Raw genomic sequence first — 26,853 nt, forward strand, 5'->3', positions numbered from 1 at the left:
TCGTAACCTCCGGCAAGGAGTGGACCGACGACGGTGAGGTCTATGAAGTGCACTCCCCAAAACGACGCGCGGTCAAGGCCACGCGGCCCGTGCCGATCCCGCCCTCCTTCGTGAGCACGCTGAGATCACACATCGACTGGTTCGGCGTGGCGCCGGACGGCCGGCTGCCACGAGGCCTTACGACCTTCGGCACGCCGGGATCTCCTTCTGGCTGCACTCTGACGTGGACCCCGGCCCAATGCGCGCGCCGAGCCGGGCAGAGCATCGAGTGCTCTTCCGGCACTACGCCAAGTTCCCCAGGGCTGAGTGCCGGATCTCATCCGCGACTGGTCCGCAACTGCTGGTCAGGAGTGGGAGACCGGTGGGAGGAGTTGGGATAGTCGATGCAATCCGGGCTGCTTTGTAATCGGATAGCGCAGAGGGCGCCTGACAGGCAGCAGCCCAGTTCAGGCGCCCTCTTCCTGGCCCTAGAAGAAGCCGAGCTTCTTCGGCGAGTAGCTCACCAGCAGGTTCTTCGTCTGCTGGTGGTACAGGCGTCACGCGTCGCTGACCTGCGTAAAACGTGGCCACGTGTGGCTCGTTGGAGCCGTCGGCCCGGGAATGGTCCGGATCTTGTCCTCAGCGAGACAAGTCTGGTCATCTGTTGATGCCGCACGGCTCAGCTCGTGGACAGCTCCAAGCGGATGTGTTGGGCCGCCCAGTGCTACGGCGAGGTGGGCAGGTGCGGGGAGCGGAGCACGAGCAGGGTGATCTCGCTGGGGGCGAAGACGCGGAACGGCGGGCCCCAGAAGCCGGTGCCGCGGCTGGTGTAGAGGAGGGTGCGGGTGCCGTGGTGGCTGAGGCCGGCGAGGGGGGCTGGTCGATGCGGACCAGGTGGTGGAAGGGCCAGATCTGGCCGCCGTGGGTGTGGCCGGAGAGTTGGAGGTCTATGCCGGCGGCTGCTGCCCGGTCGATGAACTTGGGCTGGTGTGCCAGGAGCAGGACGGGTAGGTCGGGGTTGGCGCCGTTCAGGGCTCCGGCGAGGTGGGCGCGGTGGCCTGCCAGGCCGGACGACTCGGCGGTGACGTCATCCACGCCGGCGACCACGAGGGTGTCGCCTCCGCGTTCGAGCAGCAGATGGCGGTTGCGCAGCGGCTCCCAGCCCAGCTCGTCCATCAGGTCGACCCAGCCCTGGGCCTCGCTGTAGTACTCGTGGTTGCCTGTGACGTATACACGGGCCCGGGCGGCCCGCACGGTTCCGAGTGGGGCGGCCTGGGCGCGGCGGCGTTCGGCCGTGCCGTCCGCGATGTCGCCGGTGTGGCAGACCAGGTCGGCTTCCAGGGTGTTCACCGTCTCGCACACCCGTGCCGACCACCGAGTGCGATCGAGCGGGCCGTAGTGGGTGTCGGTGATGAGGACGACGCGGATGCCGTCCAACCCGGCACCCAGCCTTGGGAGTTGCACGTCGAGTCGGCGCACGCGTGGCACGCGGCGGGCCTCGGCGTACCCCCCAGGCGAGCAGTACGGCGGTTATGCCGAGGACGGCCCAAGTGACGATGCGGGCCCGGTTCTGACTCCCGCCGACGTCGGCCACGGTCAGGGCGAGGCGGAATGGGACGCCGACCTGAACGGACCAGGTGAACAGGTGCCGAGCAGGGTGTCACCGATGATCGCGGCCCGGTCCTGTTGGGCCGGCCGTGGCCGCGCACCATCGCGAGCGGCATACGAGTGCGGGCCCCACTGAAGCCGGCCAAAGCACTCCCGCAACAGCGCGTTGACCTACCAGAGTGCCTTGCCGGCAACCGTCCCGAGGGCGCTTCTGCGCGGAACCGTGAGACGACGAAGTCCCACCGGAACGCTCCGGTGGGACTTCGTCGTCTCACGGCTGACCCAATTTTGCCGAACTGACGTGTCACCACATGCTCAGCGGACGCCGCGACGATCCTGTTCTGCCTGTGCTGCGCCGAGGCATCCCGGGCCACGGCCCGTTCGCGGGATAGACGCACCGTTCCCGGTTTAGAGCGGTGGCTGGGCCGAACAGCCGCGCGGGCAGGAAGCGACTCGTCCCGCCTCACCGCAGGTGCCGCAGGTGGGGCAGACGGACTGGCCGGTGCGGTCCGCGGCCCAGCACGGAACCGCCAGGAGAACGCCACCGACACGGCTATCGAGGTCAGGTTCGGGAGCACCGGTAGCGGCAAGGCCGTCCGGATCGAGCAACGGGAAGGTGTCGCCACAGGCCAGGCAGCGACGGAGTTCCCACCGGGTATGGCACGAGGTGCAGGACGCTGCGAACAGGCCGTCCTCACGCGGCTCGAAGACCGTCTGGCGCTGAGGGCCGGCCTTGGCGCACACCGGACACACTTCGAGCAGTTCGGTCTTGGCGGCCGCGTCTTCCAACGCCGCACACAAGGTGCGCAATCGCCGGGTCTCGTGCTCGGTTGCCCGGCCACTGCCGTGCCGCCTGCGGGTCTGTTTCAGCAGTGCGGGGAGGCGCTCCAACTCGGCCGGGCTCGGGGCGCGCACGACCGCGACACCGTGAGGCCGGGGTTCGAGCCAGCCGCAGCCCGCCAGAGCGGAGCGATCGCCTGCGGGTACGGGCACGGTGTGGGGGTAGTCGCGCGCGTCAGCACCCAGTGTCGCCCATTGGACTGCCCGCAGCAGGCGGCTGACGCTGAAAATGTCCAGGGGGGACAAAGGTGCGACGTCGACCTGCGGCTCGGGCGCGTCGCTGTAGCGATAACCGATCCGATAGGCGGCCCGGACGACGTCAGTCTCTGCGTCCTGACGTGCTTGAAGCAGTCCTGGATAGACGATCAGGTCGTTGTCGCACACGGCACTCGGCCGGTCGCGGCGGGATTCCGTGATCGCCGCAGCGACCGAGGAGGCGTCGGGAGCCGTGCACAGGTCGGTCGTGATCGGTACGACGCGGAGCACCTGCCGCTTGCGCCAGTGAAGGATGAAGTCGCCCGTCTGGGACCAGGTGACCGTCAGCGACTCGCCTCGCATGTGGAAGCGGGTGGTGCAGCCGGGGGAAGGAACCGGCTGGCCAGAGTCCGGGACTGCCTGTAGCAGCTTGCAGGCGAGCAGCAGAAGGAGGCTGGTGAAACGCCCGAAGGCGAAGAGGATCTCCTGTCGCCGACGGGCCGTTTCGGCTTGTCCGAGACGCGGGGTCTCGATTGCCGTACAGGCTTGCCAGAGCAGAGCCACCCTGCGGTAATGCGGATCACTGCTCAGCAGGTTCGTCGGATGCAGTGCGCGCGGCGGTGCGGAGCGGTGGTCGACCGCGCGTGCCAGCGGCGAGCCCAGCATCACCTCCACTGCCGTGAGGGAGGATTCGAGTGCCCGCCGGCGCACCTCCGCGGCCGCCTGGTGCCGACCAGATTCCTCGATGTTCCTGAGTAGTCCGGCCAGGTCTCGTCGGGCCCGCCAAGAAGTTTCCTGCGAGGGCACGAGCAGGCCGTGTACATCGTCCACCATCCTGCTCAGGTCTCTGAGCTTGGCGATGCGCTGCTGCAGATAAGATCGCATCACGTTGAGGACGGCGATCGCGACCCGGTTCTCGTAGATGTCGGCGTTTTCCTCACTGCGCCGGGCCAGCAGACGGCTGGGCCGGACACCGGCGAGCGTATGCGAGGCCCAGTCCTCGGGGCGGGCGGCCAAACGCGCCGTCGCGCCGGCGGCAATCGAGCGCACCCGGGACGTCGGCAGGATTTCCTCCACCGCACGCAGGCGCGTGTACGGGCGGTGGCAAACCGTGCGCAGCGCCCCGGACTCCCGCTCGAAAGCGTCCTCCACCGGCAGGACTTCCGTCTCATCGGTGACGTCGAGGATGATCGGCGACATGGCCAGCCAGTCGTCGAGCGTAGTGGCCTCCTCGGCGAGACGGGCCGACACCGCTAGGAGGTGGCGGACGAGGAGAGAGCCGAGCTCCGGCTCGGCCGCCCCCCGGCTCATCGCCGACCACGCGAGCGGATCTCGTCGTCCAGCAGTAGTTGTGTCGCCGTCGGCTCGTGAGCGCTGTCGAACCGTGTCAGGCTTTCGACAAGGTCGGTGCGCAGTGTGTCGAGGGTGTCAGCATGGATGTCGTACCGCCCACGGACGGAGCGCAGGATGCGTGTGGCCAGCAGGTGGTCCAGTGCCTCCCCCGGACTGCCTCCGGCGGCCACCACGACGGGTGCGAACTCCTTGATCTGCATCTCGAGCCGATTGCCCCAGCCGATGCGCAGCTCCTCCGCGAAGCGACTGCGCCAGTGGGTGTCGAGAAATTCGATGATGCCGTCGGCCTGTGTGCCGTAGGTGGCCTGAGCCTCGCCGAAAGCATGGCTGATACGTCGGAGCCCGAGGGGTTCCGGCGGTGCGCTCGCCGTCACAGGCAGGTCCGGGTGCCGCCAGGGCAGTTCCAGGACGAAGGCCCGGTCATAGGTCTTGTCGGCAAAGCCGACGGTCGTTTCGTCATGGTTGGCTGTCCCGATGAACCAGACGTTCTCCGGAATGGCGAGGTGCGTTCCGTCGATGATCAGGTTGGCGGGGTTTCTGACTGGTGCTGTGGTCAGCGCCAGTCTGGGTCGGTCCTTGATGGCGAGGGCTGACAGCACTCCGCTGAAGTACTGTTCGGGATGGGAGAGGTTCATTTCGTCGAGGACGATGAAGAAGGGCCGGTCCTTGAAGGCGGGGCACTGAGCGCGGTACAGGGCTTTGGTGAACTCGGATTCATAGAAGATCCGGTCAAAGCTGTTGTAGTAACCCATGAGGTCCTGCGGATCGCGCCAGCCGGCCTGGACGGGAACCACGGCGACACTGGTGTCACTGCCGAAGGCGGTGGCGAGCGCGCGGGCCAAGCCAGTCTTGCCGATGCCACTGATGCCCTGGAACAGATGGAGACGGCTCATCGCCATGCCCGCCAGGACCAGGCGCAGGTCCGACAGACGATAGGAAAGGCCGGCCTTCTGCCGAAGGGCCGCCTGCATATGGCGGACCAGATCGGGCATGCCTGGCACGGGCGCATCGGAAGGCAGGGGTGTGCCGAACTCCCGGTCCATGCGTGAGCAGGCCGGGAACACATGACCTTCCTTGCCGGCCTGGGCCGTGGCGTTGAGTTTGGCAGCTTCCTCGTTGAGGAGCTGCTGCAGTTGGCCGTTGGCGGCGCGCAACCAGTTGTTGGCTTCCAAATAATTCTGGCGCTCGTTGACCGCGATGCGGTCACGTTGCAGCGCGGACTCCAGCTCTCCACGCTCCCGCATCAGTTCCTCATTGTCGGCGGCGAGTTGCCGGACTTGCTGCTGCAGTTGCTCGAGCATGCGCCCGTCCGCCCGGGGCGCCGTGGCGTTCTCCTCCAGCAGGCGGGCGTTCTCGGCGCGGAGTTCGGTCATGCGCTCGACGACCTGCTCCAAGGTCATGCCGCCCAGGGATGCAAGAGCGCTGTCATACTCGTTGAGCCGAGCGCTCAGACGCTCGTTGCCCTCAGCGAGGGCAGCCGCCTTCTGCCGGTACTCCTCCAGCTGCTGGACCAGCTGGCCGGTGCGGCTCGTCAGCTCGCGCTCGAACCGTTCCGCACGGCTGGCCTGTTGTTCCTTGAGCGCGGCTTTGAGGTGGGTGATGTCCTCACGTTCGTTCTCCAGTCGGATTTGTGCGGAGCGCAGGTCCCTCTCGCCCTGGGTCAGTTCGCTTTCCCTCTGGTCCAGGACCGTCTGCGCCTCGGCCAGGCGACGCTGTTCCTCGCTCCAACGGGCATGCCGGGCCTGACGTTCGCTGTCGAGGGCGTCCACGGCCACCTGCCGCTGCTCCGCCAGCCAGCTCTCCAGCTCACGGCCTGCCGCTAGACGGCGCTCTGCGAACTGTACTTCCGTCGATCGCTCACGGTCGGAAAGATCGCGCTCCCTGTGATCGAGGAGCTCCGTGCGGGTGTCCAGGGCGGCGCGTTCGTCCTGCACTGAGGCTGCGTCCTCTGCCTGGCGGGCAGCTGTGGCAGAGAGCTCCTCCGACTCGGCATGAAGCTGCTCTGCCTGTACCGTCAGTGCGTTCGCCGCGTCTTGCTGGCGCTTGGCGAGAGCGCGGTAGAGCTGCCACGCGTGTTCCAGGCCGGAGTCCGTGTCGACGGTCTCGTTCCCCGCCGCAAGGACCACCTGTGCCTCACTCGCCACCTGCTGTATCTCCGTCAGCAGCGTGGCGGTGTCGTCGCTTCCTGTAGTGGTGCTGGACGCCACAGGAGCCGGCTGACGCAAACGGGTGGTTTCGCTGCGTTGGGAAGCAGCTGGCTGACCTGGCCACACCGCTCCCTTACCCTTCTGACGCGACCGCGTCTGCCTCTTCCCCATGGCGTCAGTTCACCTTCTTGCTGTTCGTGGATCGGTCACCACTCAGATCGAGCAAGTGGCGGGCTGCTTCGTAGGCGAGAGTCCGGATGTGCTCAAGCTCGTCGGGTGCCGGGGCACCGGTCGGTCCGTGGGTCGCGTTGTTGCGCAGTATCCGTGACCGGTCGAGATCTTCCAGGAGTGTGGGGCGCCGCCGGATGAACGTGACGAACGGATGCTGCGGATTCTCTCCGGCCGCCCAGACTGCCTTGATGATGTCTCCGGCCAGCCCGTTGGCCGGCGCTCTGCAGTACTTGCGCATCTCGGGCGGCACAGAGGTGGCGCCCAGGCGCTGGGCGGTCAGTACGAATGCGCGCTCCCGTACTCCTGGCTCCCTGGATGGCGGCAGTCGGGCGGGGAAGCGGTCGTTGAGCCCGGGAAGTATGCACTCGAAGACACGGATCGCATTGCGTGCGGCGTTCTCGCGTTCCCGCGCGGTGTCCTTGAGAAGCGCCAACTCGATGTCCGCGAGATGAGCCAGCACCTCCGGGTGGTCCCGGATCTCCTCGCCGAGCATGCGTACGACGTCGGCGCGGGCCTCCTCGGCGAGTTCCTGGTCGACCCTGCGTGCGGTGGCGGTCCGGTCGCGGCGGCTCCCGCCGAGCAAGCCGTCGATCAGTCGGCCCAAAGGCTCGTCGCTTTCGGCGCGGGCCACCAGGAGATCCGCCAAGAAGCGCCCGTCCCCCACTGCGAACGGATCCTCGACGGTCCACATACGCCCGGACCCGTCGTCGTCCTCGACGACGTAGCACACCACATAGGCGGCGATCGCCGTGCCATGGAAGCCGATCCGACGAGCCGCTACCACGGTGTCGGACGTGCCGCGGGAAGCACCACGAAACCCACGAGCAGCCAGGTCGTGGCTTTTGCAGGCTTGCAGCACATCTCGTTCCGACGGGCGCATCGAGGAACCGCCGGCCCGAAGCGTCAGCGCGCTGACCTCCCGGGAGGCACCGGCCGTGCCGAACTGAATGGTGACCCAGCGGCCGCGATGCTCTCGCAGATCGGCTCGTACCGGATCGGCGACCAGGATACGAGGCAACAGCACTCCGGTGGCCGGATCCTGGAATACCCGGACGAGCTGGGGATCCGTCTCCGCCACCTCCCCCTCGGCGACGGTACGCCGCCCCGCCTCGGTCAGCTTCAGCCCGGGCTCCATAAGCCGCCCCTCTACAAGCCGGGCGATCACCGTGCGGCACAGGGCGGTGTCCAGGCCGATCAGCCGGGACAGGTCACCGACGTCCCGCACTCCGGCGGCGCACAGACGCAGCACCACGGTCTGGAAGACGTCCAGTGTGCGGGAGTAGCCGGTCGGCGCCGTCACCTGGTGGACCCACACCGGCAGCAGAACGGGCCGATACCGCTTCTGAGGCGGAAATGCCAGCTGGAAGACGGGTGTCTCACGGTCGAACGACACGGCCGTCCGCCCCCTTCCGACACAGTTCCAGAAACGCGGCGAGGGGCGCGACCGCCTTGGGGCTGTCGGGCCCGAACATGTCGTCGTCACCCACGACGGCCAGCAGCCGCTGCTGGCGGCTCATCGCCACGCACAGTCGGTTGGCGACGGTCAGGTGGCCGTAAGCGCGCTTGACGTCGGTTCGCGCGGCCGGTGCGCAACTGCGCACGGTGGAGAGATAGGTGACGGAGAACTCCATGCCTTGGAAGGCATCTACGGTGCCGACTCGTAACCGGTCGAGCGGCGCGCCGTCCGCGTCACGGCACAGCCGGGGCACGGGGCGCCATCCACCCGCATCGGTGAACTCGGCGAGCCCGGCCTTCTTCAGCTCCTTCCACACCTCGGTGACCTGCGCGGCGTAGAACGAGATGACGCCGAACGTCATGTTCGGGTGCCGCTCGACTTGCGCGGCTATCTCCGCTGCGATGACAGTGGCTTCAGCGTGCCGGGTGCGGCTCGTCCCCCGTTGCGTTTCAGCGCCCGCAGACAGCGGCACGCGAAGCCACACCGCAGGGACCTCACCGTAGCGGTCGATCCCGTGAGTGAAGTCGGCCGCTTCGCGGCCGTTGCGCAGTTTCCCTGGGTAGAAGTTGTCGCTGACGAAGCTGCCGAGCACCGGGTGCATGCGGAACTGGGTGTCGAGACGGACGAACCGGGGATGCCCGTCGGACGAACCGTGCTCCCACTGCCGTGCCAGTCGCTGGAACAGACTTTCCTGCAGCCGGTCGCGGACGTCCTCGCCGAGCGAGCTCAGCTCGCGCTCCACGTCGGGTTCCAGCATGTGGGGGAGCTGGGCGTGATCGCCGACCAGCACGATCCGGCGGCGGGCCTGGGCGAGGGGGATCAGGAGATCCAGCGGGTTGGCCCGGGCCGCCTCGTCGACGACGACCGACTCGAAGACTCCGTCCTGACGGCCGACGTCCACCATGGCTTTGGAAACGGCCTGTTGGCAGGTCGAGGCCAGCGAGACGGTGTAGGCGCGGAGGGTGTCATCGACGCCTTCCGGATCGCTGCGCAGATCGTCTCGGTAATCGAGCAGTGCCGCGGCTATGGCGTCGGGTGACCGGGTCACCGCTTCCGCGAGTTGTGCTGCGAACCGGTCGAGGAGGTCGGCGATCGTGGGATCGGCCACGGTGACCTCTGGCAGCCGAATGCGCGCGGTGAGACTGTCGAGCAGGGCGTCGCGCAACGCGGCAAGTGAGTTGAGGAGTTCAGGCTGGGGTGAAGCGCTACTGGCCGCTGTACGCAGCGACTCCTGGTAGGAGATGCCGTCGAAGAGCGGGGAGTCGGCGAGGTCGAGCCGTGTCAGCAGTGCTCGAGCCGCGCGGGGCCCGTCGTCCTCGAACCCGGTCACCGTGCAGCGCAGCGACCGGATGTAGGGCAGGAGGTCCGCGCGCAGGTCGGGGTCGGCCATGGTGGCGGCCCGAATGCGATGCCTCTCAGCTCTGTCTCTGAGACTGCGGAGTTCGCCGACCAGTGAGGGGTCGGATATGTCTCCAAGCTGGGTGACTACTTGGTCGAGGAATTGGGGCAGGAACTCGGGCGGAACGGGTGCCGCCCGGTAAGTGGCGGCCAATTCGGCGGCGGCTCGCCGAGCAGCGAGATGCTGTCCCACCGGGCGTTCACGTAGCCGCAGGTCGGCGGCGCGGGCTGCGTCAATGCGCCAGGTGTCCAGCGCGACCTTGCTGCCCCGGCCGCGGGAGTCCACCTTGAGCGGCGGTAGCCCAAAGACCCAGCCTCGCGTGACCAGATGGTCCACCGCCGCATGCTGGAAGCTTGTCAACAGGGTGCTGCCGGCTACCTCTCCGCCCTGAGCGAGATCACCCAGTTGATTCACGAGAGCAGCGATCACCTGCGTTTTGCCAGTGCCCGGCGGTCCTTGGATGATCGCGACATCGGGGGTGTTGAGCGCGGTGAGCACCGCCTCCCGCTGGGCCGGCGTCGGGCCATGGGGTGCGAAGCAACTGAGCGCGGAAGAAGAGAGCTTCGTGATCCGACGTCTTGTCGGCTGCGGCCAGCTACCTCCCTCTAGCAGAGTCGGTAGCGCGGGAATGTGGGTCCCGTCGATGCGCAGCTTTTGCATGGCTTTCTCGCGCCGGTCGAGCCGACGCTGATCTCCGCGGTGTGCCAGGTAGAGCCAGCCCTGGGGCGGTGGGTCCTTCTGGTCGTTGAGGGTTGCGGCGAGCCGTAGGGTCTCGGTGACGCTGTCGTACCCGAGCGGTTCACCGATCCAGGCCCGTACCTTCTGCGCACGCGAAGCGACCAGCCACTCCCGATCGGTCATCGCGGTGTCTGACACGGAGGCCGGAACTTCTGCTGCGGCCTCGATCTCGACGCGTTCGGCCGCTGTTGTGCTCTCCAGGGCGGCTCGCGTGCGGGGCAGCGCCCGATGGAGGTCCACCGTGAACACGCAACGGCCATCTGACTCGACCTTGACCTTGGTGTAGCGGATGGTCCCGAAATCGCGAATCCGGCCCCTGATGTGGCGGGCCTCTAGTTCTTGGTATCTGTCCCACATGGCCAGGTAGCCGTTCTGGTTGGCCACCAGGTCGAGGCCCTGCTGTATTCTCTCCCGGTCTCGCTGTCTGGCCGTCACGTCGCGGAAGTCGATTGACCCGACGGCCAGTGCCTTGTGGCTGGCGCCGCGCTGATCGTGGACCGAGCTGAGTAGGCGGACAATACGGTAGTCGGCGCTGTTTTTCTCGACATCGGCCATGAGCCCTGGTCCGTGCACCCGGAAGCCGACTTCATAGCTGCCGGCTGGTCCGGCCGAGACCACCAGGCGCCTGGCGTTAGCTGGAGCCCCGGGCCGGGGCTCCAGGAAGAGCTCTCGCCTCATGAACTCCATGACGGAAGCGACGTTGACGGTGTCCGCGCGGTCCGCGTACTTGGCGGTGTCCTCCAGGACGGCGTCATCGACGTCGAGCAGCAGGCCGGTGCTGAGCGGCACAGCGAGTCCTACGGCGGGAGCATAGATGTGCACCCGCAAGGTGAAGGGTTCGTCGGCCGGCGCCGCGGGTGGATGCGGATTACCGGTACGGCGCCGGGGCGGTGCGGCGGGCGTGGGCGGCTTCGGCCGGGTCGGATGCGCAGTGACCGTCACACAGCTGCTCCCGGCTGCCTCGACTTCATCGAGCCTCCGTTCGTCCTCGGGACTCGCTGGCTTGATCCCGAACGTGGCGGAGTCGGTGACCAGGTCGAGTAGTCCTGTGGGCCGACGGTAGAGGCGGACCTCGCTGCCATCGGGAATGATCTGGCCGGCGAACCCCTGCGGCACTCGGTGCCACAGGAAGGACACGAAGACCGGCTCTCCCGGCATACGGGCGGGCATGACTGGCCCCCTGGGGCGAACGCTCACCTGCTCGCCTCCACAGCCATCAGACGCACCCAGCGGTGGATCACACCCTGCCTCCCGAAGTGAAGCGTCCAGGCGCGGCCGTCGACAGGCACGGTTGCCTGGCTTCCCTGGCCGATCTCCCGCCATGGCCGTCCGTCTTGATGGTCCAGCCAGAGACTGTCGCGCGAAAGGTTCAGCACGGTGGCGTCCTGGCTGTGAAGCCGCAGCTGTGCGACCACCGAGTCAGGTCGATCCGGGGCGGGTGAGGTATGCCGGGCGGTCAGAGTCGTCTCGCCGCCGGGACGCAGTGCGGTGAAGTCGGGCAGAGGAACTTCCGAGAGCTGGATACCAGGGGTGTCGTCAGTGCTCCCCGATCGGTCTTGCGGCTCGGTACCCACCGGACCAGTCAGTCCGTGGCGCAGCACCCAGACACGGTCGCGGGGTCTCCGGCACGCGAGGCAGGAGGGGGCGAAGACACGGTAGGTCCATCCGCACTCCGGGCACTCGATGGTCTGTCCCGCAGCGGAGTGCAGGGCCGTGGCCCACCGGGCAGCCGACGGCCGGAGGAGGGGATTGGCCACGGCGTCCACGAAGCACTGTGAGGCCAGGTCCCACAGCTGACCGGACAGGAGTTCCTGCCGTGGTGTGATACCCAGAGTGCACTCATTGGTGCGGTCGGTGGGGTGGTCGATCCATGGAAGGCGGAAACGGTCTGCGTACTCCTCTTGGTAGGCGGGGTCGGAGTCCAGGACCTCGTCGCCCCGGAACGGGTGACTGGCCGTGAGGGTCTCGAAGATCAGAACGCCGAGTGCGTGTGCGTCGGCCAGAGTGGTGGCTCCGCTGTGACCCGACACGATTTCCGGTGCCCCGTACCCGGGGGTGTGTACCGGCGCGGATCCGACGGCCGAGGCCAGACCGAGGTTGTCCACGTCGATGAGACGGATTTCCTGTTGCTGGGTAGCGGCGGAAATCAGCACGTTGGAGGGTGACAGATCCTGGTACACGATGGCACGCGCGTGGAGCCGGGCGACGGCGTCTGCAAGTTTGGCCAGCAGCCGCAGTCGGCGTTCCAGACCCCCGGTGCGCAGATACCAGGCTGCCAGGTCCTCCTCGTCGGGGACGCACAAGGTGTCCAACGGGACCATCTCATTGGCCAGTTCCATTACATAACCGAGCTTCGGCGGGGCGAGCAGGGCGAGTACGCCGGCCAGCGGAACACCTTCCAACGGAAGGCGCTGGATACGGCGCAACCGAACGTGAACAGCCTCTGCTGCTTCCTGAGTCGGAGCAGTGATTATCTTTACGGCGGTTCGTCCGCCTCGGGCCAGCCATACTTCGCCCTGGCCGCCGGCTCCGATCGAGTGGGACAGCGACCAGAGCTGGTGGTACTCGTCCTCGACGGGCCGCAGCAGGCCGCCGAGATCCCAGCGCGATGCCACAGGGTGCCTTTCCTCTCGCCGTGTCCCGCCGATTCAAGCGCCGAAGTCGGACAAATCGTCGGGACTCAGTACCGGCGCCCGGTCTGGACGAGTACTTCGAGCCTGCTGGGTGACCGTGACCGTGACCCAGCGGAAGTACTGCTGGATGCGTCCGACGTCTTGTGCCTCGAACACGCCGTTGGCCTCGTCGCTGACGAAACGGCGCAGCACGGCTTTTGCCTGCTCGGTCATGTCGGGACCGATGGCGACCGCCAGCCGGTTGGCTCTAGAACCCTTCGGGGAGTTGAGCAACCGGTCGAGGGCCTCTTCCCACTCGTCGGTGGGCATTCCGTCGGACACGAGAACAAGTGTGGGAGAGAAGGACCTGGTTGGGACGGCTGCTTCGTCACGCAGCACCGCATCAGCGAGTTCGAGGGCGGCACCAAGCGGGGTGCCGCCTCGGGCCTCCATGTCGGTCCAGGATGCATCGGCTGCGGGCACCATGTCCTGATGCAGTTCAGCCCGATCACGGCTGAAGGCGATCACTCCGACGTGGATGGTGCCTCGCCCGATATCGGCCGTAGCGAAATCGTCGAGCATGCGACGGATGCACTCATTGAGCACATCGATCTTCTCCCGGGGTTCTCCCATGCTCCCACTAACGTCCGCCAGTACGAGTACTGGTAACGGACGTGCCTTCGCGGCCATAAAACGCGGCGCGGCACCCACGATGTCCCCCCATCGCTCTCACCGCACTAGTGGCTGCAAACCGACACGCCTAGTTGCGGCAAGGTCATTCCTGACGCTGAGGCAGACCAAGGTACTACGTGTCGCATCTTGCGTGCAGTCCGTGACAGCTGGGGATGTTGGTCGTTGTGGCGGAGAAGCGTTGAAAGTTCACGGCCACGAGGTAGCGACCGGCTCCGTAGGCGGCGGTGCTATGACTGGAGGGCGTCGGGATCCGTGGAGGCTCTGACGTGCCCCTGCTGTGGCGCTGCGCCGCCATCTCCAGTACCACGAGCCGGAAGCTCCAGACGAACGGCCCCCGTTCCGTGCCCTCGTCGGCTGCGATCAACGTGAGCACCTGGTCCACGCTGTCGATCTCGGTGAGTAGAGGGTAGTTCGGGCCGAGCGCGCCGATGTGTCTGCTCCCACGCCTTGAGCACATAAACCGGTCCGGCCACGTCCAGCCATTCACGACCAGGTACCGCGTAGCGGCGTCGGTCACGACGCCAGGCTCGATCAGCAACGGCACCTCGTGCAACGATCCTCGTACCCGTGTGAGCGGGCTGGTATGGCAGGCGCAACGGAGCGGCCGGACGCGGGAATCGACGGGTTCACGCCGACCGCCGTTTCCGCCCCTTCCTCTTCCTCGACGATCTACGATCGGTGACCGAGGGATCACACAGCAAGGGGGGCGGGGGATGATCGCTGAGCCGGGCGGGTGGACGGCGGCCGAGGTGGAGCAGGCGATCCGGGCGGCCGAGGAACTCATGGACCGCGAAGGGCTGGCGGGCGGGGTGGAGGTGGCGGAACCGGTCGGGCCCGAGGCGACGTGTGCGGCCGTCGAGCGGCTCGGACGTCTGTTCGTGGAGCTGCCCGGACAGATGCGGTACGGGCTGCGCCAGCAGCGGGACAACGGCGGGGACCTGTCGACCGACCCGCTGCAGGGGCTATCCGAGATCGTGCAGAACGCCGACGACCTCGGGGCGAAGCAGGTCAGGATTTTCGTACGTGACACGGAACTTCTGGTAGCGCACGACGGGCGTCCCGTACGGCTGACCGATGTGATGGCGCTGGCCATGCCGTCACTGACAAGCAAGGACGACGACCCTGACGCCACCGGCCGGTTCGGCATCGGGCTCATGACCCTCCGGCGTCTGTCCCCGGTCCTGGAGATCTTCTGCGGCTTCTACCGCGTCCGGATCGGGGACCCCGACTTGTCCCTCGCCGACCCATTTTCGGGCCCCTCCTGGTTCGCTGAGGATGGTTGGACGGTCCTGCGCATTCCGCTCGCCACCCCCGCCGACGTGCAGGTGCAGGATGTCGACGACTGGCTTGCCGCATGGGGTGACGAGGCGCTGCTCTTCCTCGACCACGTGCGCACGGTTGAGCATCAACGGGAGGGCGGTTACGTACACACCCGCCTCGCCCTGAAGTGGGGCGAACTCGATGCCTACGAGGCCGTCATCGGCGGTCGGGACACCGTGATCGACGTGTGCACGGCCCGGTCACCCGGCGGCATGACCTGGCAGGTCAGCGTTGCCGCCGTGCCGAGCCCGCCGGACGTGCCGCGGATCCGGAAGGCTGCGGGCGAATCGACCGGCCTTGCCGTCGCGATCCCGCTGCACGAGGGCGCGGGCGACGAGGTCGCCGGGCAGGTACACGTCGGACTGCCCGTGACCGAGCTGGGACTTCCGCTCCGGGTCGGTGCCCAGTTCGATCCGAACCCGAGCCGTCAGCACCTCAACGACACCCCGTGGAACCAGGCGCTACTTCCCCTGCTGGCCGACCTCTGGGCCGCCGTAATGGTGCGACAGCTTCGGTTGAACCCGACCGCGGCCTGGCGGTGCCTGCCCTTGCCGCACGACGTCCGGTCGCCCAAGGGGCCTGTACGTGACCTGGAGCTGCAGTTGCTGGCCCTTGCGCGCGCGAGGGTGTCGTACGAACTGCGCCTGCGGACGCCGCTCTACGGTGACCTCGGACTCGCCGACCTCGCCGTTGGTGACGGGGCGCTTCTGCGAGCGCTCTCGGAGGCGGAAATCGCGCAGGTGGCTGGGCGTACGGCCGTATTGCCTCCGGCGGCGCGGGATGCGGAGGGTCGGTGGCAGGGCGTGCTCGAGGACTGGGCCGAACACGACGGTGCCGCGCCCGGGACCGTCACCGTTCAGATGGCTGTGGACGCGCTCCTCGGAGATGCGTCTCGGAGCCCGAAGGCGACGGTTGCACTCGCTTCCGTCGCCATCGCCGAGGGCGAGACCCAGAAGCTTCGATGGCACAAGTGGCTGGTGGACGTATCCGGAGCACGGCACCGGGTGCCCGGGTTCGGAGGCGCAGAGCTCTTCACCGACAAGGCGCAGGGGCTCTCGAAGGTGCTGGGGCTCAGCCGCGCCCTGCACCCGGCCTTCGTCGCCGAGACCGGGGAAGCGGCACGAGTCCGTACGTGGCTGAAAGGACAGCAGGTCTTCGTCACGGGCGCGGATCCGGCGCCCGCCATCCGCCAGCTCGCCGCCCGTGGCACCCGAAAGGACATCGCGCCTCTGCTCCTGGACGACGACCAACTGGTGGCGCTGCGCGAGGGGTTCCTGCGCGTCCCCGCGAAGGAGCGCCAGCGGCTGGGCAAGGACGTGGGCCGCGCCGTCCTGCTGCACGGCCGCGGGTTCGGGCCCGGCGGCCGTCAGGAGGATGTACAGGTCAGACCAGCGGATGCCTACCTGCCGGCCGGGTTGGACAGTGTGGACCGGGAGGACAGCTTCGAGACAGCCGCAGGTACCGCCACCGGTCTGACGTGGCTGCGACCCCGCTATGTTCAGATCCTGCCTGGGGCGGGGACGGGTCTGGGCGCCCGAGCCTTCTTCCACCTGCTCGGTGCCGAGAAGGGACCGCGGCTGCGGCCGCACCCCGAAGTCGAGCAAAGGTTCACTGCTTCCTCCCCGAGCGAGGGTCTGCCGGCCCAGGTCCCGGGCAGCCCTGTGGAGAGGTCGCAGGACCTCCGGAACAAATCGGCCACCTACACCCTGGAGGACTGCGACAGCCCTGACCTGATGGCCGTCGTCCATGACATCGCCGCCGAGAAAGACGGGCTGGTACGACGCCGGCGGGCAGCCGCGCTGCTGCGGGTGCTGGGACGCAACTGGGGCGCCTTGTCCGAGCACCACAAGGTCCGCGCCGTCTGGGACTACCACACATGGAACCCCTGCGGGGAGACGGACGGCTTCTGGCTGTGGCAATTGAAGACCACGGCGTGGCTGGACAACCAGGACGGCGCACCGACCGCTCCCCATGGCCTGCGCGAGCGCACGACCAGTACCGTCGCCGTCTACGGTGCGGACAGTGGCGGATTCCTGCATCCCGACCTCCAGCAGGCGGTGGGCAGACGAGGAGAGGTGCTGGTCGCTCTCGGTGTCACCGGCGAGCCGGGTGTCGCCGACCTCCTGGAGGCGCTGCGCCGACTGCGTGCCCGGGAAGCCGACGCCCCCGACCATCCGGCGGCGCAGCTCCTCTACCGGGCGCTCGCTGAGCGACTGGCCGCCCACCGAGGCAAGGACGCCGCGCAGGTGACCGCCACCGTCGTGCGTGCCTTTGGGCAGGGCCGCGGACTGGTTCTCACGTCACTGGGATGGCGTCGGCCGGGCGACTGCTTCCGCGGCCTCCCGGTCTTCGGCCGGTGGGCCGCCTTTGCGCCGTCGTTCAAGGGCAGTGACGCCCTCTGGGAGACCCTCGCAGTTCCGGCGGCCGGTGTGGAGGACGCAGTACGGGTCGTCAGGGAGGTGGCCCGCGAGGCGAGGGAGGAGCGAGGAGTGCGGGCGCCGGTCGACGCCGAAGCCGAGACCGTGATGCTCGAGACCCTGCAGATGCTTGCCCGAACGGCCCGCGAACACCCCGAGAAAGTGACCGCCTCCCTCGTGGGGAGACTGCCGTTGCGTACGAGCGGGGGCTGGACCAGTAAGCGCCCGGTTTACGCGGCAGACGCGACGTTGGTCGAGGCGCTGGGCTCGCGGATCCCGGTGTGGCTGCCGGGCGCGGAACTCGAACAGTTCAGGGCGCTCCTCGGACCCCTGCGGGTGACCGAACTGGGAGCGGCGGACATGACTTTCCGTCCCGCGGAGGACCAGCCCGTCGACAAGGAATCGACCGACCTGGTGCGTCACGCGCTGGATCTGCTCCGTGAGGACCTACAGCGCAACGCCATCGCCGTCGCGGGATCCCTGGACTGCCCGTGGGAGGACTTGGCCGAGGTCGAGGTGCGGATCACCTCGTCGCTGGAGTGTCTGGTCAACCTCCCCGGTGGGGAACCGGTGCGGGGGCCGGTGCGTACCGCCCTCGACCGGGACTTCCGCACGCTATGGACGGTGGACCGCGAGTTGTTGAGGCGACCGTCAGAGGCGGGCCGGGCCATCGCAACTCGTTTCACCGAGGACCGGCGGCAGGTCGCCCACTCCTGGGCGGCCGCCTACGACGAGGCGGAGCGCGGAAGAGAAGCGGTGCGGCTCGAGCTGGCCGAGGAGCGGGTCGCACAGGATCAGGTGGCGACTGATGCCAAGCGTGCCCAACGCCTTGCTGCGCTGGAGACCGAAGTCAAGACGGCACAGAACAAGGCAGACGGCCGTACGCCCGCGTCGGCACCCCTGCCCTCGGTCACTGCTCGCCCGGCCCCGGTCGTCCCGGTCTCGGCGCCGCGAGAATTCGTCGATCCGGCAGCTCTCCGCATCACTGGCATCCGCCGGACCACCCAGGCGTTGCCATCCGCTGGTGATGTGCCCGGGGCTAGCGGAGGTGCATCCGTCAGGGCCCGCCTTACCCCGCACGCCTACGCACCGGCCGTGCCAGCACCGCGTCTGGTCCCTCCTGCCCCCAACATCGACCGCCAGGAGAAGGTGGCTCTGGACCTCCTGCGCAAGGTTCTGGGCACGGAGCAGGAACCGGAGTGGCTGCGCGATCTACGACACCAGCACGGGGTGGGCGCCGACGCCGTGGACGCGCTCAATCGGTTCTACGAGCTGAAGACGACCTATGGACCCGAGCAGGACACGGTGACACTCACCGCCAAGGAATGCGAAAGAGCGGCCTCGGGAGCCGAGTTCTTCCTCGTCGTGGTATCCGGACTCGCAGCAGACTCGAATCCTGTCCTGCGTCTCGTCCCCGATCCGCTGCATCAACTGCGCATCCGCCCGAACGGAAACGTCATGCTCACCGGGATCAAACAGTCCGGAAGCCTCATCATCGAATTCGGCGCAAGGGGGGAATCGGAGCGTTCTTGACTTTCCTCCCGGGGACATGGCCCTCGCCTGTTACGGACTCGAGCCAGCTGAGCGGGCGGCGCAGGACCGTGGCCTCACCCGCGCTCGCCGGTTCGGGGCTGGTGCACCCGGGACCGGGTGAGGACGTGGGTGCTCAGGCACCCGTCCGGTCACGCACCGGGATTAAGGGTGCCGTCCACGATCCACAGCCGATCCGCCGCGTCGGCAGGACGGGCGGCCGGCTCGATGGCCAGGAGAGGCCGCAGCCGCTGGATGACCCGGCACACGGTCGCCGGCGCTTCTCCAGGACGGGGCCGAGCGCCGGATCTAGCATCTCTCGGTCGGCCAAGAATGTCACCTTGGCATCGAAGTTCCGGGCGATGTCCCTCAGTTTCGACTTGGAGATCACCCGGGCCTCGATCGAGGGAATCTCCGCCGCCGCTTCTTCGTGCCCGTGGGCCGCGAGGTCCCTGCACTTCGCCAGCAGGCCCGTCAGCAGCTCCTGATCCCACAGCGCGGTCTGCACCGTCCGGTGAAGGATCAGCTCTGTCACACTGTCGAGGAGTATGTACGCCAGCCGCAGGTGAGGCACCCGCCCTTTCTCGATCAGCCCCTTCGCCTCTTCGAGTTGCACGACTATCAGTTCCAGGCGCTCCATACCGACCTCTCCCTCGCACTGCTCGACATCATCCTGCCTCGCAGCGCAGGCGGACGGGCTTGCCAGTTCCGTAGCACAGCAAGGACGGTCGGCCCTCGGGCAGGAGCGCCGTCAACCCTGCAGTCGTGCCGGAATCTCAGGTCCATGGGACGGGCTCGGTCTCGCCGACCCACCTGTTGGTCCTGGAGAGGTCCTGGTAGGAGCCTCGGTAGCCGATCGAGCGGAGTACCAGCAGCGCGAGGTAATGGCGGGTTAGTAGCCAGGTCTCGGTGACCAGTCCTTTGGCTCCGTATACGGGCTCTTGTGTCTCTTTGGGATGCACAAGACGGTTCCGGACTCGTGTGACGACGTCGGCGCCATCCGCCGACCGGGGTTCGTTCACTTGCTGCCCGGTCGCGAAGGAGGCGGTCGCCGGCAGATGGGCTGCGCGCACCCTTAGATCTACCCCGGCGTCCGTCAAGAGTGTGCGCAGCTTCCTATGGGCCGGCCAGGCGCGGGATGTGAACTCGGCTTCGGTGAGCCGACCACTGAGCACCAGCTCCTGCCACATCACGTGTTCCAGTCCGGCAGCTCCACTCATGATTCGCTGTTCGACGAACCCTCGGTCGGCAATGGCAGTGATCGCGTACTGCATCTGCAGGCGGAGCGCCTGTCCCGTGCCTGAATCGCGGAAGGCGGGCAGGATGCTGGCCAGCAGATCTGCCAAGGATGCCTGGTCTTCGGGGTACCACCAGCCGGAGCTGATGCGGCGTGCCGGGTCGCAAAGCATCGGGCCCCACTGGCCCCACACCGTCTGTTCGTGGTCGTTCTGGCCAACAGGCAGGGCGGGGGCGACCCACCGGCCGAGCGCAAAGGACAGCCCGACGTGCATGGCACTGAGGACCGGGGTGACCTCGGCTCCGGTGAACGTGGTTCCGTTTAGCCGACGGATCTCCATTGCGTGGGTCATGACGTAAGTATCGGTCTGGCGCACGTCAGAAAGGACGGCCTCGTGGTCGGGTCGAACGTCAAGCGTGATCCTCCACCCGTCCGCCTCGTACACACTGCGGCCGGCGGGCACCAGTCGTGGAGTTCCATCGGCAACGTGAGCTGCGAGGTGGGCTGACCCGTGCCATCGGGGCAGGTTAAACCTGTGCGACGACACGGTCCAGGGGAGCGGTGGGTTCCCCGAAGGAAGTGCCGTTGGACCAGCCGCTCACAGTATCCCTAGCAGATACTGGCAGTTCGAAGCCGAGATCAAGGAGACTCAGGTTCGTCCTGTCCATAGAGGCGGGGTCGTGGTCCTCCGGTTTGTACACTCCATGAGATCCCGAGCTTCGGCGAGCAGTGGTCGAGCTGGACAACCCCGGGCACTTCAGTCCCGGCTGATCCGGGTAACCGGCCCGTCGTAGAGGGTAATCGGCTCCCCCGGCGCGTTGAATGGATACACCGGTGACAGGGGGGTCTCAGCATTGAGCCTCTAAGGTGCGGCGCATGTCTACCCCATCAACTGGACGCTGCCGGGGAGCGACTGGGGAGACTCAACTGTGCAAAAGGCATCGTTGTAAAGCCCCTGGGACATCGAACTCAAGGCAAAGCTCCAGGCCGCCCTCGTCCTCAAGCTCTCTGAAGCCACCCGTACTGAGGTCAAAACACCCTTTACGCCTCCGACCACGATCCATATCCAGGACGGATCCTTGGGCCTGGGTGGCCTGTTGCCGTGCTGTCGACCAGGTGGAGGCGTTCGGTTTACCAGGGCGTCCGGTGGAGCCGTCGAGGTAGGTGGCGGCCGCTGTTATGACGCGTAGTCGTAGCGGCGAGCGCGGGCTACTGTGAGGTGGGGATGCAGAGGACGTTCGGCGAAGGCGACGTCTCAGTCTCTGACTCGCGCCCGTACTGCTGCGGCCAGCTTGTGCAGTCTGTCGAGGCCGCCCTCCATGCGGCTCCACGGCACTCGCTTGTCGAAGTGTCCGCCGCCGAGCAGCGCCAGCTCGAAAGGGGGCAGCTGCCAGGCCGGCGAGGGGCGAACTAAGCCGCTCGACGGCCTGTACGGCACCAGTTGCTCGCCCAGGAAGGCCAGGGTGATGTGCCATCGATGCGATTCCAGCGCAGGTTGGGATAGGCGGCGTAGGCCGGGCTCAGCGGGTGCGCCAGCTCGTTCTTCGCATCGTCGGGAGGCGCGAGGGCGATGAACGCGTGCAAGGTGGCGGGCTGGGACGGTTCGGTCACGGATGTCTTCTTACCTCATGCGTTTGCGGGGCTGAAGCCTGACTGTCCGCTGCGCACCCCTGGATGCCATCCCGGTGGAAGCCTGTGGTTCAGTGTGGGTGGACTTCATTTGCGTGTATACCCAGGGCGTGGACGCGTTGGATGAGGTCGTCCGGGTACGGCTGGCGCTTGATGTCAGTGGCACGCGCGACACTTATCTGCGTGTCCCACTCCGATGAGCATCACCACGTACCGCACGCCCCCGGCTTGAACCCTGCAACAGCGGCCGACGCCGTAGAGGAGCGCTGGGAAGCCTGCGCCGCAGATCCCGCGCTCAGTACCCCGCCATCGTCGGGACACCCGGGTAATACTCCGCCAGGCGAAGACCTCGATCTACACATCGGCTGGGACCGCTTCGAGAAGCTCCTCGTCGCGGTGTGCCGTGGTGTACGGGGCTTGAGGGAAACCAAGTTTCGCCGCTACGGCGTCGAAGGACAGGCCCAGCACGGCATTGACCTGGCCGGACGGGAACCGGACAGCAGCTACACAGTCGTCCAGTGCAAGGACTACCAGACTTTCACCACCGCTGACCTGCGGGCGGCCGTCAAGAAGTTCACTGAGGGCAAGCGTCCGTTCGACGCCCGACGACTCATCGTTGCCACCTCTGCCGAGACCCGCACAACCCAGCTGGAGGACGAACTCGGCAAGCTTCAGAACACGCATGCCGACCTGGACCTTGAGCTGTGGGGCTCCGAACAGATCAATGAGTACCTGCGCTATCTCGGCGACGTGGTCGCCCGGTTCTGGACCCGCGAGACCGCGGAGACCTTCTGCACTGGAGCGCCTCTGCTGGGGGTGCCCGTGCCGTTGCCGGACCGTCAGGAGTGGGCAGAGAGGATCCTCGTCGGCCCACTGCGGACGAACGATGTCCTGTCCGTCCTGCGACGAGCCGACGAACAGCTGTCGACGACACCGGAGGAGTCCGCCCGGCTCTATGGCGAGTTGGCGCAGCGACTCGACGACGAAGGTTTCCGTGGACATGCTGACACCCTGCGCGGCAAGCAACTCGATGCGCTCGTTGCTGCCGAGCGCACGGATGAAGCCGTCGTTCTAGCAGCGGAGCTCGCGGTCGCTGCGCTGCACTACGGAATTCGGGATGAGGCGAGGAGACTCATCCATCGGATCCGCGGACTGGCCCAAGGCGATGCGGCCTCCGAAACACCGCCGGGCGCTAGAGTGCAGCGCCACATCCAACTGGTGCGCGCCGCCGTCGACAGTGCCCTCCACCCCCTTGGCCACGTCGCGACTCTGATCGAGGCGTTGCGCGAAACCTCGCCTGACGAGCCTGCGTACCAACCCCTACTCGTCCTGCTGGCGGCCGAGAACCTCCTGGCCGCAGACTCGGACAGTCTGAAGAGCTTCGGCCCCATCATCGACGCCGCGATCGAGCGCGCAGGCTCCGAGGGCTCGGGACAGATCGAACGCGTTACGGAGGATGCCGTCATGCGCCTGCGTCTGGTGCGCGCCGAGTACGACGATGCTGAGCGCATTGCGCTCAGGAAGCTGGCCCGGTACCACCAAGTCCCGGGTCGTCACGCGGCGTTGATCAATGCACGAGAGGCACGCCGTTGCGCTCTTGAAGGGCGCGCCGAATCAGCAGTGGAGTGCTGGCGAGACGCGGTTCACGAGTCCATCAACGCTGGACTCCCCGAGGACGCCGCCGACTGGCTGTATGCCGTACGGGCCGTGAACGTCCAGTACGGTCCGCTCACAACGGACATCGACGACGAACATAGGCTGGCTCAAGCTCTGCGGACCACCGGCCGCGGCCGGCTTCTTAGCCGGGTCCGTTCTCCGAGGGAGCAGGCCCTGTCGGCTGTGGTCGCAGGCAAGCCTGTCGAAGCGGCTCTGTCCGCCCGGCGCTGGCTCACCGACACAGTGATTACGGGCAACTGGGCAAGCGAGTCCGAGGCCCTCACGTTCCTCGGGGACCTCTATCGCGACAGTGGCGAACTGGATCTGGCTGCCCAGCATTTCCAACGCGCGGGCCGGGCTAAGAAGCTGGAGAAGATCGCTGCCAAGGGCGATCACATTTTGCCAGTGGGCCCTCTAAGCGATGCACCGTGGTGGACGCTGCACGCTCGCGCGGCACTGATTGCGGCGCAGGCGGATCTACTCGATGACGACACGGCTGCTGCTCACCTCACCGCACTGCTGGCTCTCACCGAGCGCGGCAGAACGGGTGAGTTGATGGAATCCCCACTTCGCCACCTCACGCATCAGGCCACACGCAGCGCCTGTGCTCTCGGGGCGCGAGGAACGCCGACTCAGGCCCAGACTCTCCTCGACCTGCTTGCCGCCGATGTGACACGAGGACCCAACCAATACCACTTCTCCGACGACGGACACGCAACGGCGTGTGTCGCCATCGCCAGGGTCCACTCCAGCCTCACGGCAAATGCCCTCACGCGACTCTTCGATCTGGCCGACGGCGGGGCCGATAAGGCACTGAAACTGGTCGTGGAAGATGAGGTGGTCAAACTGCTAACGGAGCGGGAGGATCTCGCTGCTCTTCGTGCACGGGTGTCTCAACTCGACGACAAAGGTCTGTACTTGGCTGACGTCGCACGGATGGCCATCGACCCTGGGCATCCAGCAGTACGGGGAAATGCCGAGCAGGCACGCGACCGCATCCTGCGACGGCCCGCCCCGGACCCAGGCCGCGCCGACCTCGGCACGAGGCTGGTGGAAGACTCCTACTTGGTTGGCAGCCTCCACATCAATGCGCGCAAGACGTGCCTCGAAAGGCTCATGGACATCGCGGCCGACCCCCGCGAGATCGCTATGGCACGGCAGGACGCCATCACCGGTGCCCGCAACCTGGTCATCGACCTGCCGGTCGAAGTCCATCGGCAGACGTTCCTGCTAGCCAAGGAGTACGCACTCGGGAAGCGGGATGGAAGCTACCTGGACGGAGAAGTGACCGGTAGTCCCCACCCGCTCAGCTCGTTCAAGATCTCCGGCGGTTCGGCGTCGCTCCGCGGAAAGGGGCTACGGCTGGCTGAGGTGTCCGCCACTGACCCTGAGGACCACGTCTGGGTACGCCACCAGGCAATCAGTCTGCTCTCCGAGCAGGACACCGAGATCCTTCATGATGTAGCCGTGACGCTGTCTCAACTCCCGCACGACGTTACATCTCGGATCGGCCTTGGCATCCTTGCCGCGCACGGTTACGTCGGTGTCCGCCAGGCGGGTGCGGTCCTCTGCATGCGTCATCCCGCTCACCATAGGGACACGATCCTGCAGTTGGCGCGGGACGGTGACTTTCGTGTGCGCCGCGTCCTGGCGGAAGCGGCAGCTCTGGCGGCCCCGGAAGCAGCCGAACTATCCGCGGAAGTCCTGCAAATCCTCTCCCGCGACGTCCGGCACAGCGTTCGCGCAGCCTCCATCGGTGCGCAGTCCCAGAAGCCAGGAGTGCCTAGCTGATCCCTTCCTACCCCCAACGAGCTTGCGGCAACGGCCGCTGCCTCGCCTTCTCCGCCCGCGCCCACAGACCGAGGTCGTGGGCGCAAAGCGAGTAGCGAAGATTCGTGCACCTCCGCAAACAACGAGAACGTGGCGTCATCCCGGACCGCGACACCGTCGGCATGTGCTGAGGGCCAGTCTCGTGGCGCTCAACGACCTTTAGACAACCCGAGAGCCCACTACCGTGTGACCACACCCGTCACCCGACGTCGTCCGCACTTCTTCGGATGCTTTGCCCCGCCGGGGGCGACGTGACGTAGTGCCCCCAGCTGGTCCGTGGCTGGTCCGGGATGGGCGCAGTTCCATAGTGAACGGGTCCGGAACGTTGCTGAGCGGTCACGGATAGTGGCTGCACCCTGTGGGTGCCTGGAAAGGTAAAGCTCCCTCCAGGCAACCAACTTGAGGCTCTAGAAGAAGCCAAGTTTCTGAGGGCTGTATGAACAAAGAACGTTCTTCGTCTGCTGGTAGTGGTCCAGCATCATCCGGTGGTTCTCGCGACCGATCCCCGACTGCTTGTAGCCGCCGAACGCCGCGTGCGCCGGGTACGCGTGGTAGCAGTTCGTCCAGACCCGGCCCGCCTGGATCGCGCGGCCCGCCCGGTAGGCCGTGTTGATGTCACGGGTCCATACCCCCGCGCCGAGGCCGTACAACGAGTCGTTCGCCGTCTTGATCGCGTCGTCGAAGTCGCTGAAGGAGGTGACGGCGACGACCGGGCCGAAGATCTCCTCCTGGAAGATCCGCATACGGTTGTCGCCCTCGAAGACCGTGGGCTGGACGTAGTAGCCACCGGCCAGCTCGCCGCCGTGGTCGATGCGCTGACCACCCGCCAGAATCTTTGCGCCCTCCTGCTGGCCGATGTCCAGATACGAAAGGATCTTCTGGAGCTGGTCGTTGGAGGCCTGGGCTCCGATCATGGTGTCGGTGTCCAGGGGGTGACCCGGCACGATCTGCTCGGTGCGGGCGATGCCCGCCTCCAGGAACTCGCTGTAGTGACCCCGCTGGATCAGTGCCCGCGACGGACACGTGCAGACCTCGCCCTGGTTCAGCGCGAACATCGTGAAGCCCTCGAGTGCCTTGTCCCGCAGATCGTCGTCGGCCGCCCAGATGTCGTCGAAGAAGATGTTCGGCGACTTGCCGCCGAGCTCCAGGGTGACCGGCTTGATGTTCTCGGAGGCGTACTGCATGATCAGCCGCCCCGTCGTGGTCTCCCCGGTGAAGGCGATCTTCGCGACGCGCGGACTGGAGGCCAGTGGCTTGCCGGCCTCCGCGCCGAAGCCGTTGACGATGTTGACGACGCCCGGCGGCAGCAGGTCGGCGATCAGGCTCATCCAGTAGTGCACGGACGCCGGGGTCTGCTCGGCCGGCTTGAGGACGACCGCGTTGCCGGCGGCCAGGGCGGGCGCCAGCTTCCAAGTCGCCATCAGGATGGGGAAGTTCCACGGGATGATCTGGGCCACGACCCCGAGCGGCTCGTGGAAGTGGTACGCGATGGTGTCGTCGTCCACTTCGCTCAGGGTGCCCTCCTGGGCGCGCAGAGCCCCTGCGAAGTAGCGGAAGTGGTCGATGGCCAGCGGTATGTCCGCGGCCAGGGTCTCGCGTACCGGCTTGCCGTTCTCCCAGCTCTCCGCGACCGCGAGCTGTTCGAGGTTCGCCTCCATCCGGTCAGCGATCTTGAGCAGGATGTTCGCGCGGTCGCCGGCCGCGGTGCGGCCCCAGCCGGGGGCGGCGGCGTGTGCCGCGTCCAGTGCCCGCTCGACGTCCTCGGCGGTGCCGCGGGCGATCTCGGTGAAGGGGCGGCCGTTGACCGGGCTCGGGTTCTCGAAGTACTGGCCGCGGGCCGGCGGGACATACGCGCCGCCGATCCAGTGGTCGTAACGGGACTCGTACGAGACGATCGCGCCGTCGCTGCCCGGCGCTGCGTATCGGGTCATCTCCATGGCCTCCCGGTGAGGGTGCCGCCCGCCTCTGGGCGGCGCTCGCCGC

Annotated in this window: 12 protein-coding genes and 2 pseudogenes; 2 read left to right on the top strand and 12 right to left on the bottom strand. The window is 67.1% G+C overall.

Annotated elements, in window-relative coordinates:
- Positions 1–703: 703 nt before the first annotated feature.
- From OG883_RS14435 to OG883_RS14470, 8 genes and pseudogenes are all read right to left on the bottom strand, one after another.
- Positions 704–1,703 (bottom strand): annotated as a pseudogene (locus tag OG883_RS14435) (metallophosphoesterase); the annotation flags it as partial.
- Between the two features lie 292 nt (positions 1,704–1,995).
- Positions 1,996–3,933 carry a DUF2357 domain-containing protein gene (locus OG883_RS14440; RefSeq protein WP_266540033.1) on the bottom strand — a complete coding sequence of 646 codons (1,938 nt, stop codon included), beginning with the start codon at positions 3,931–3,933 and terminating at the stop codon, positions 1,996–1,998.
- Positions 3,930–6,293 carry a hypothetical protein gene (locus OG883_RS14445; RefSeq protein ID WP_266540035.1) on the bottom strand — a complete coding sequence of 788 codons (2,364 nt, stop codon included), beginning with the start codon at positions 6,291–6,293 and terminating at the stop codon, positions 3,930–3,932. The genes OG883_RS14440 and OG883_RS14445 overlap by 4 nt, the downstream gene beginning before the upstream one ends.
- A 4-nt stretch (positions 6,294–6,297) precedes the next feature.
- Complete coding sequence (locus OG883_RS14450) at positions 6,298–7,746, bottom strand: hypothetical protein (RefSeq protein WP_266540037.1); 1,449 nt, start codon at positions 7,744–7,746, stop codon at positions 6,298–6,300.
- Positions 7,730–10,501, bottom strand: coding sequence for a DEAD/DEAH box helicase (locus OG883_RS14455; RefSeq protein ID WP_266540039.1), 2,772 nt, complete (start codon positions 10,499–10,501; stop codon positions 7,730–7,732). The genes OG883_RS14450 and OG883_RS14455 overlap by 17 nt, the downstream gene beginning before the upstream one ends.
- A 638-nt stretch (positions 10,502–11,139) precedes the next feature.
- Positions 11,140–12,561, bottom strand: coding sequence for a lipopolysaccharide kinase InaA family protein (locus OG883_RS14460; protein ID WP_266540041.1), 1,422 nt, complete (start codon positions 12,559–12,561; stop codon positions 11,140–11,142).
- A gap of 33 nt (positions 12,562–12,594) precedes the next feature.
- On the bottom strand, positions 12,595–13,248 hold the full coding sequence (locus OG883_RS14465; RefSeq protein WP_266541539.1) for a VWA domain-containing protein: 654 nt from the start codon (positions 13,246–13,248) through the stop codon (positions 12,595–12,597).
- 115 nt (positions 13,249–13,363) lie between these two features.
- Complete coding sequence (locus OG883_RS14470; RefSeq protein ID WP_266540043.1) at positions 13,364–13,795, bottom strand: hypothetical protein; 432 nt, start codon at positions 13,793–13,795, stop codon at positions 13,364–13,366.
- 169 nt (positions 13,796–13,964) lie between these two features.
- On the opposite strand from OG883_RS14470, the gene OG883_RS14475 reads away from it, so the two are divergent.
- A complete protein-coding gene (locus OG883_RS14475; RefSeq protein WP_266540045.1) occupies positions 13,965–18,521 on the top strand; it encodes a sacsin N-terminal ATP-binding-like domain-containing protein in 4,557 nt (1,518 codons plus the stop codon).
- 145 nt (positions 18,522–18,666) lie between these two features.
- Here OG883_RS14475 and OG883_RS14480 read toward each other — a convergent pair.
- From OG883_RS14480 to OG883_RS14490, 3 genes and pseudogenes are all read right to left on the bottom strand, one after another.
- Positions 18,667–18,805: pseudogene (locus OG883_RS14480) on the bottom strand (IS5/IS1182 family transposase); the annotation flags it as partial.
- 489 nt (positions 18,806–19,294) lie between these two features.
- Positions 19,295–20,131, bottom strand: a complete 837-nt coding sequence (locus OG883_RS14485) for a hypothetical protein (protein WP_266540047.1) — start codon at positions 20,129–20,131, stop codon at positions 19,295–19,297.
- 1,034 nt (positions 20,132–21,165) lie between these two features.
- Positions 21,166–21,366, bottom strand: coding sequence for a hypothetical protein (locus OG883_RS14490; RefSeq protein ID WP_266540049.1), 201 nt, complete (start codon positions 21,364–21,366; stop codon positions 21,166–21,168).
- Between the two features lie 201 nt (positions 21,367–21,567).
- On the opposite strand from OG883_RS14490, the gene OG883_RS14495 reads away from it, so the two are divergent.
- Positions 21,568–24,831, top strand: coding sequence for a hypothetical protein (locus OG883_RS14495; protein ID WP_266540051.1), 3,264 nt, complete (start codon positions 21,568–21,570; stop codon positions 24,829–24,831).
- Positions 24,832–25,277: 446 nt separating this feature from the next.
- Here OG883_RS14495 and OG883_RS14500 read toward each other — a convergent pair whose 3' ends face one another.
- Entirely contained in the window at positions 25,278–26,801 is a 1,524-nt protein-coding gene (locus OG883_RS14500; protein ID WP_266540053.1) for an aldehyde dehydrogenase family protein, read from the bottom strand.
- Between the last annotated feature and the right edge of the window lie 52 nt (positions 26,802–26,853).

Origin of the sequence: Streptomyces sp. NBC_01142 (assembly GCF_026341125.1) — a bacterium.
Classification (GTDB): Bacteria; Actinomycetota; Actinomycetes; order Streptomycetales; family Streptomycetaceae; genus Streptomyces.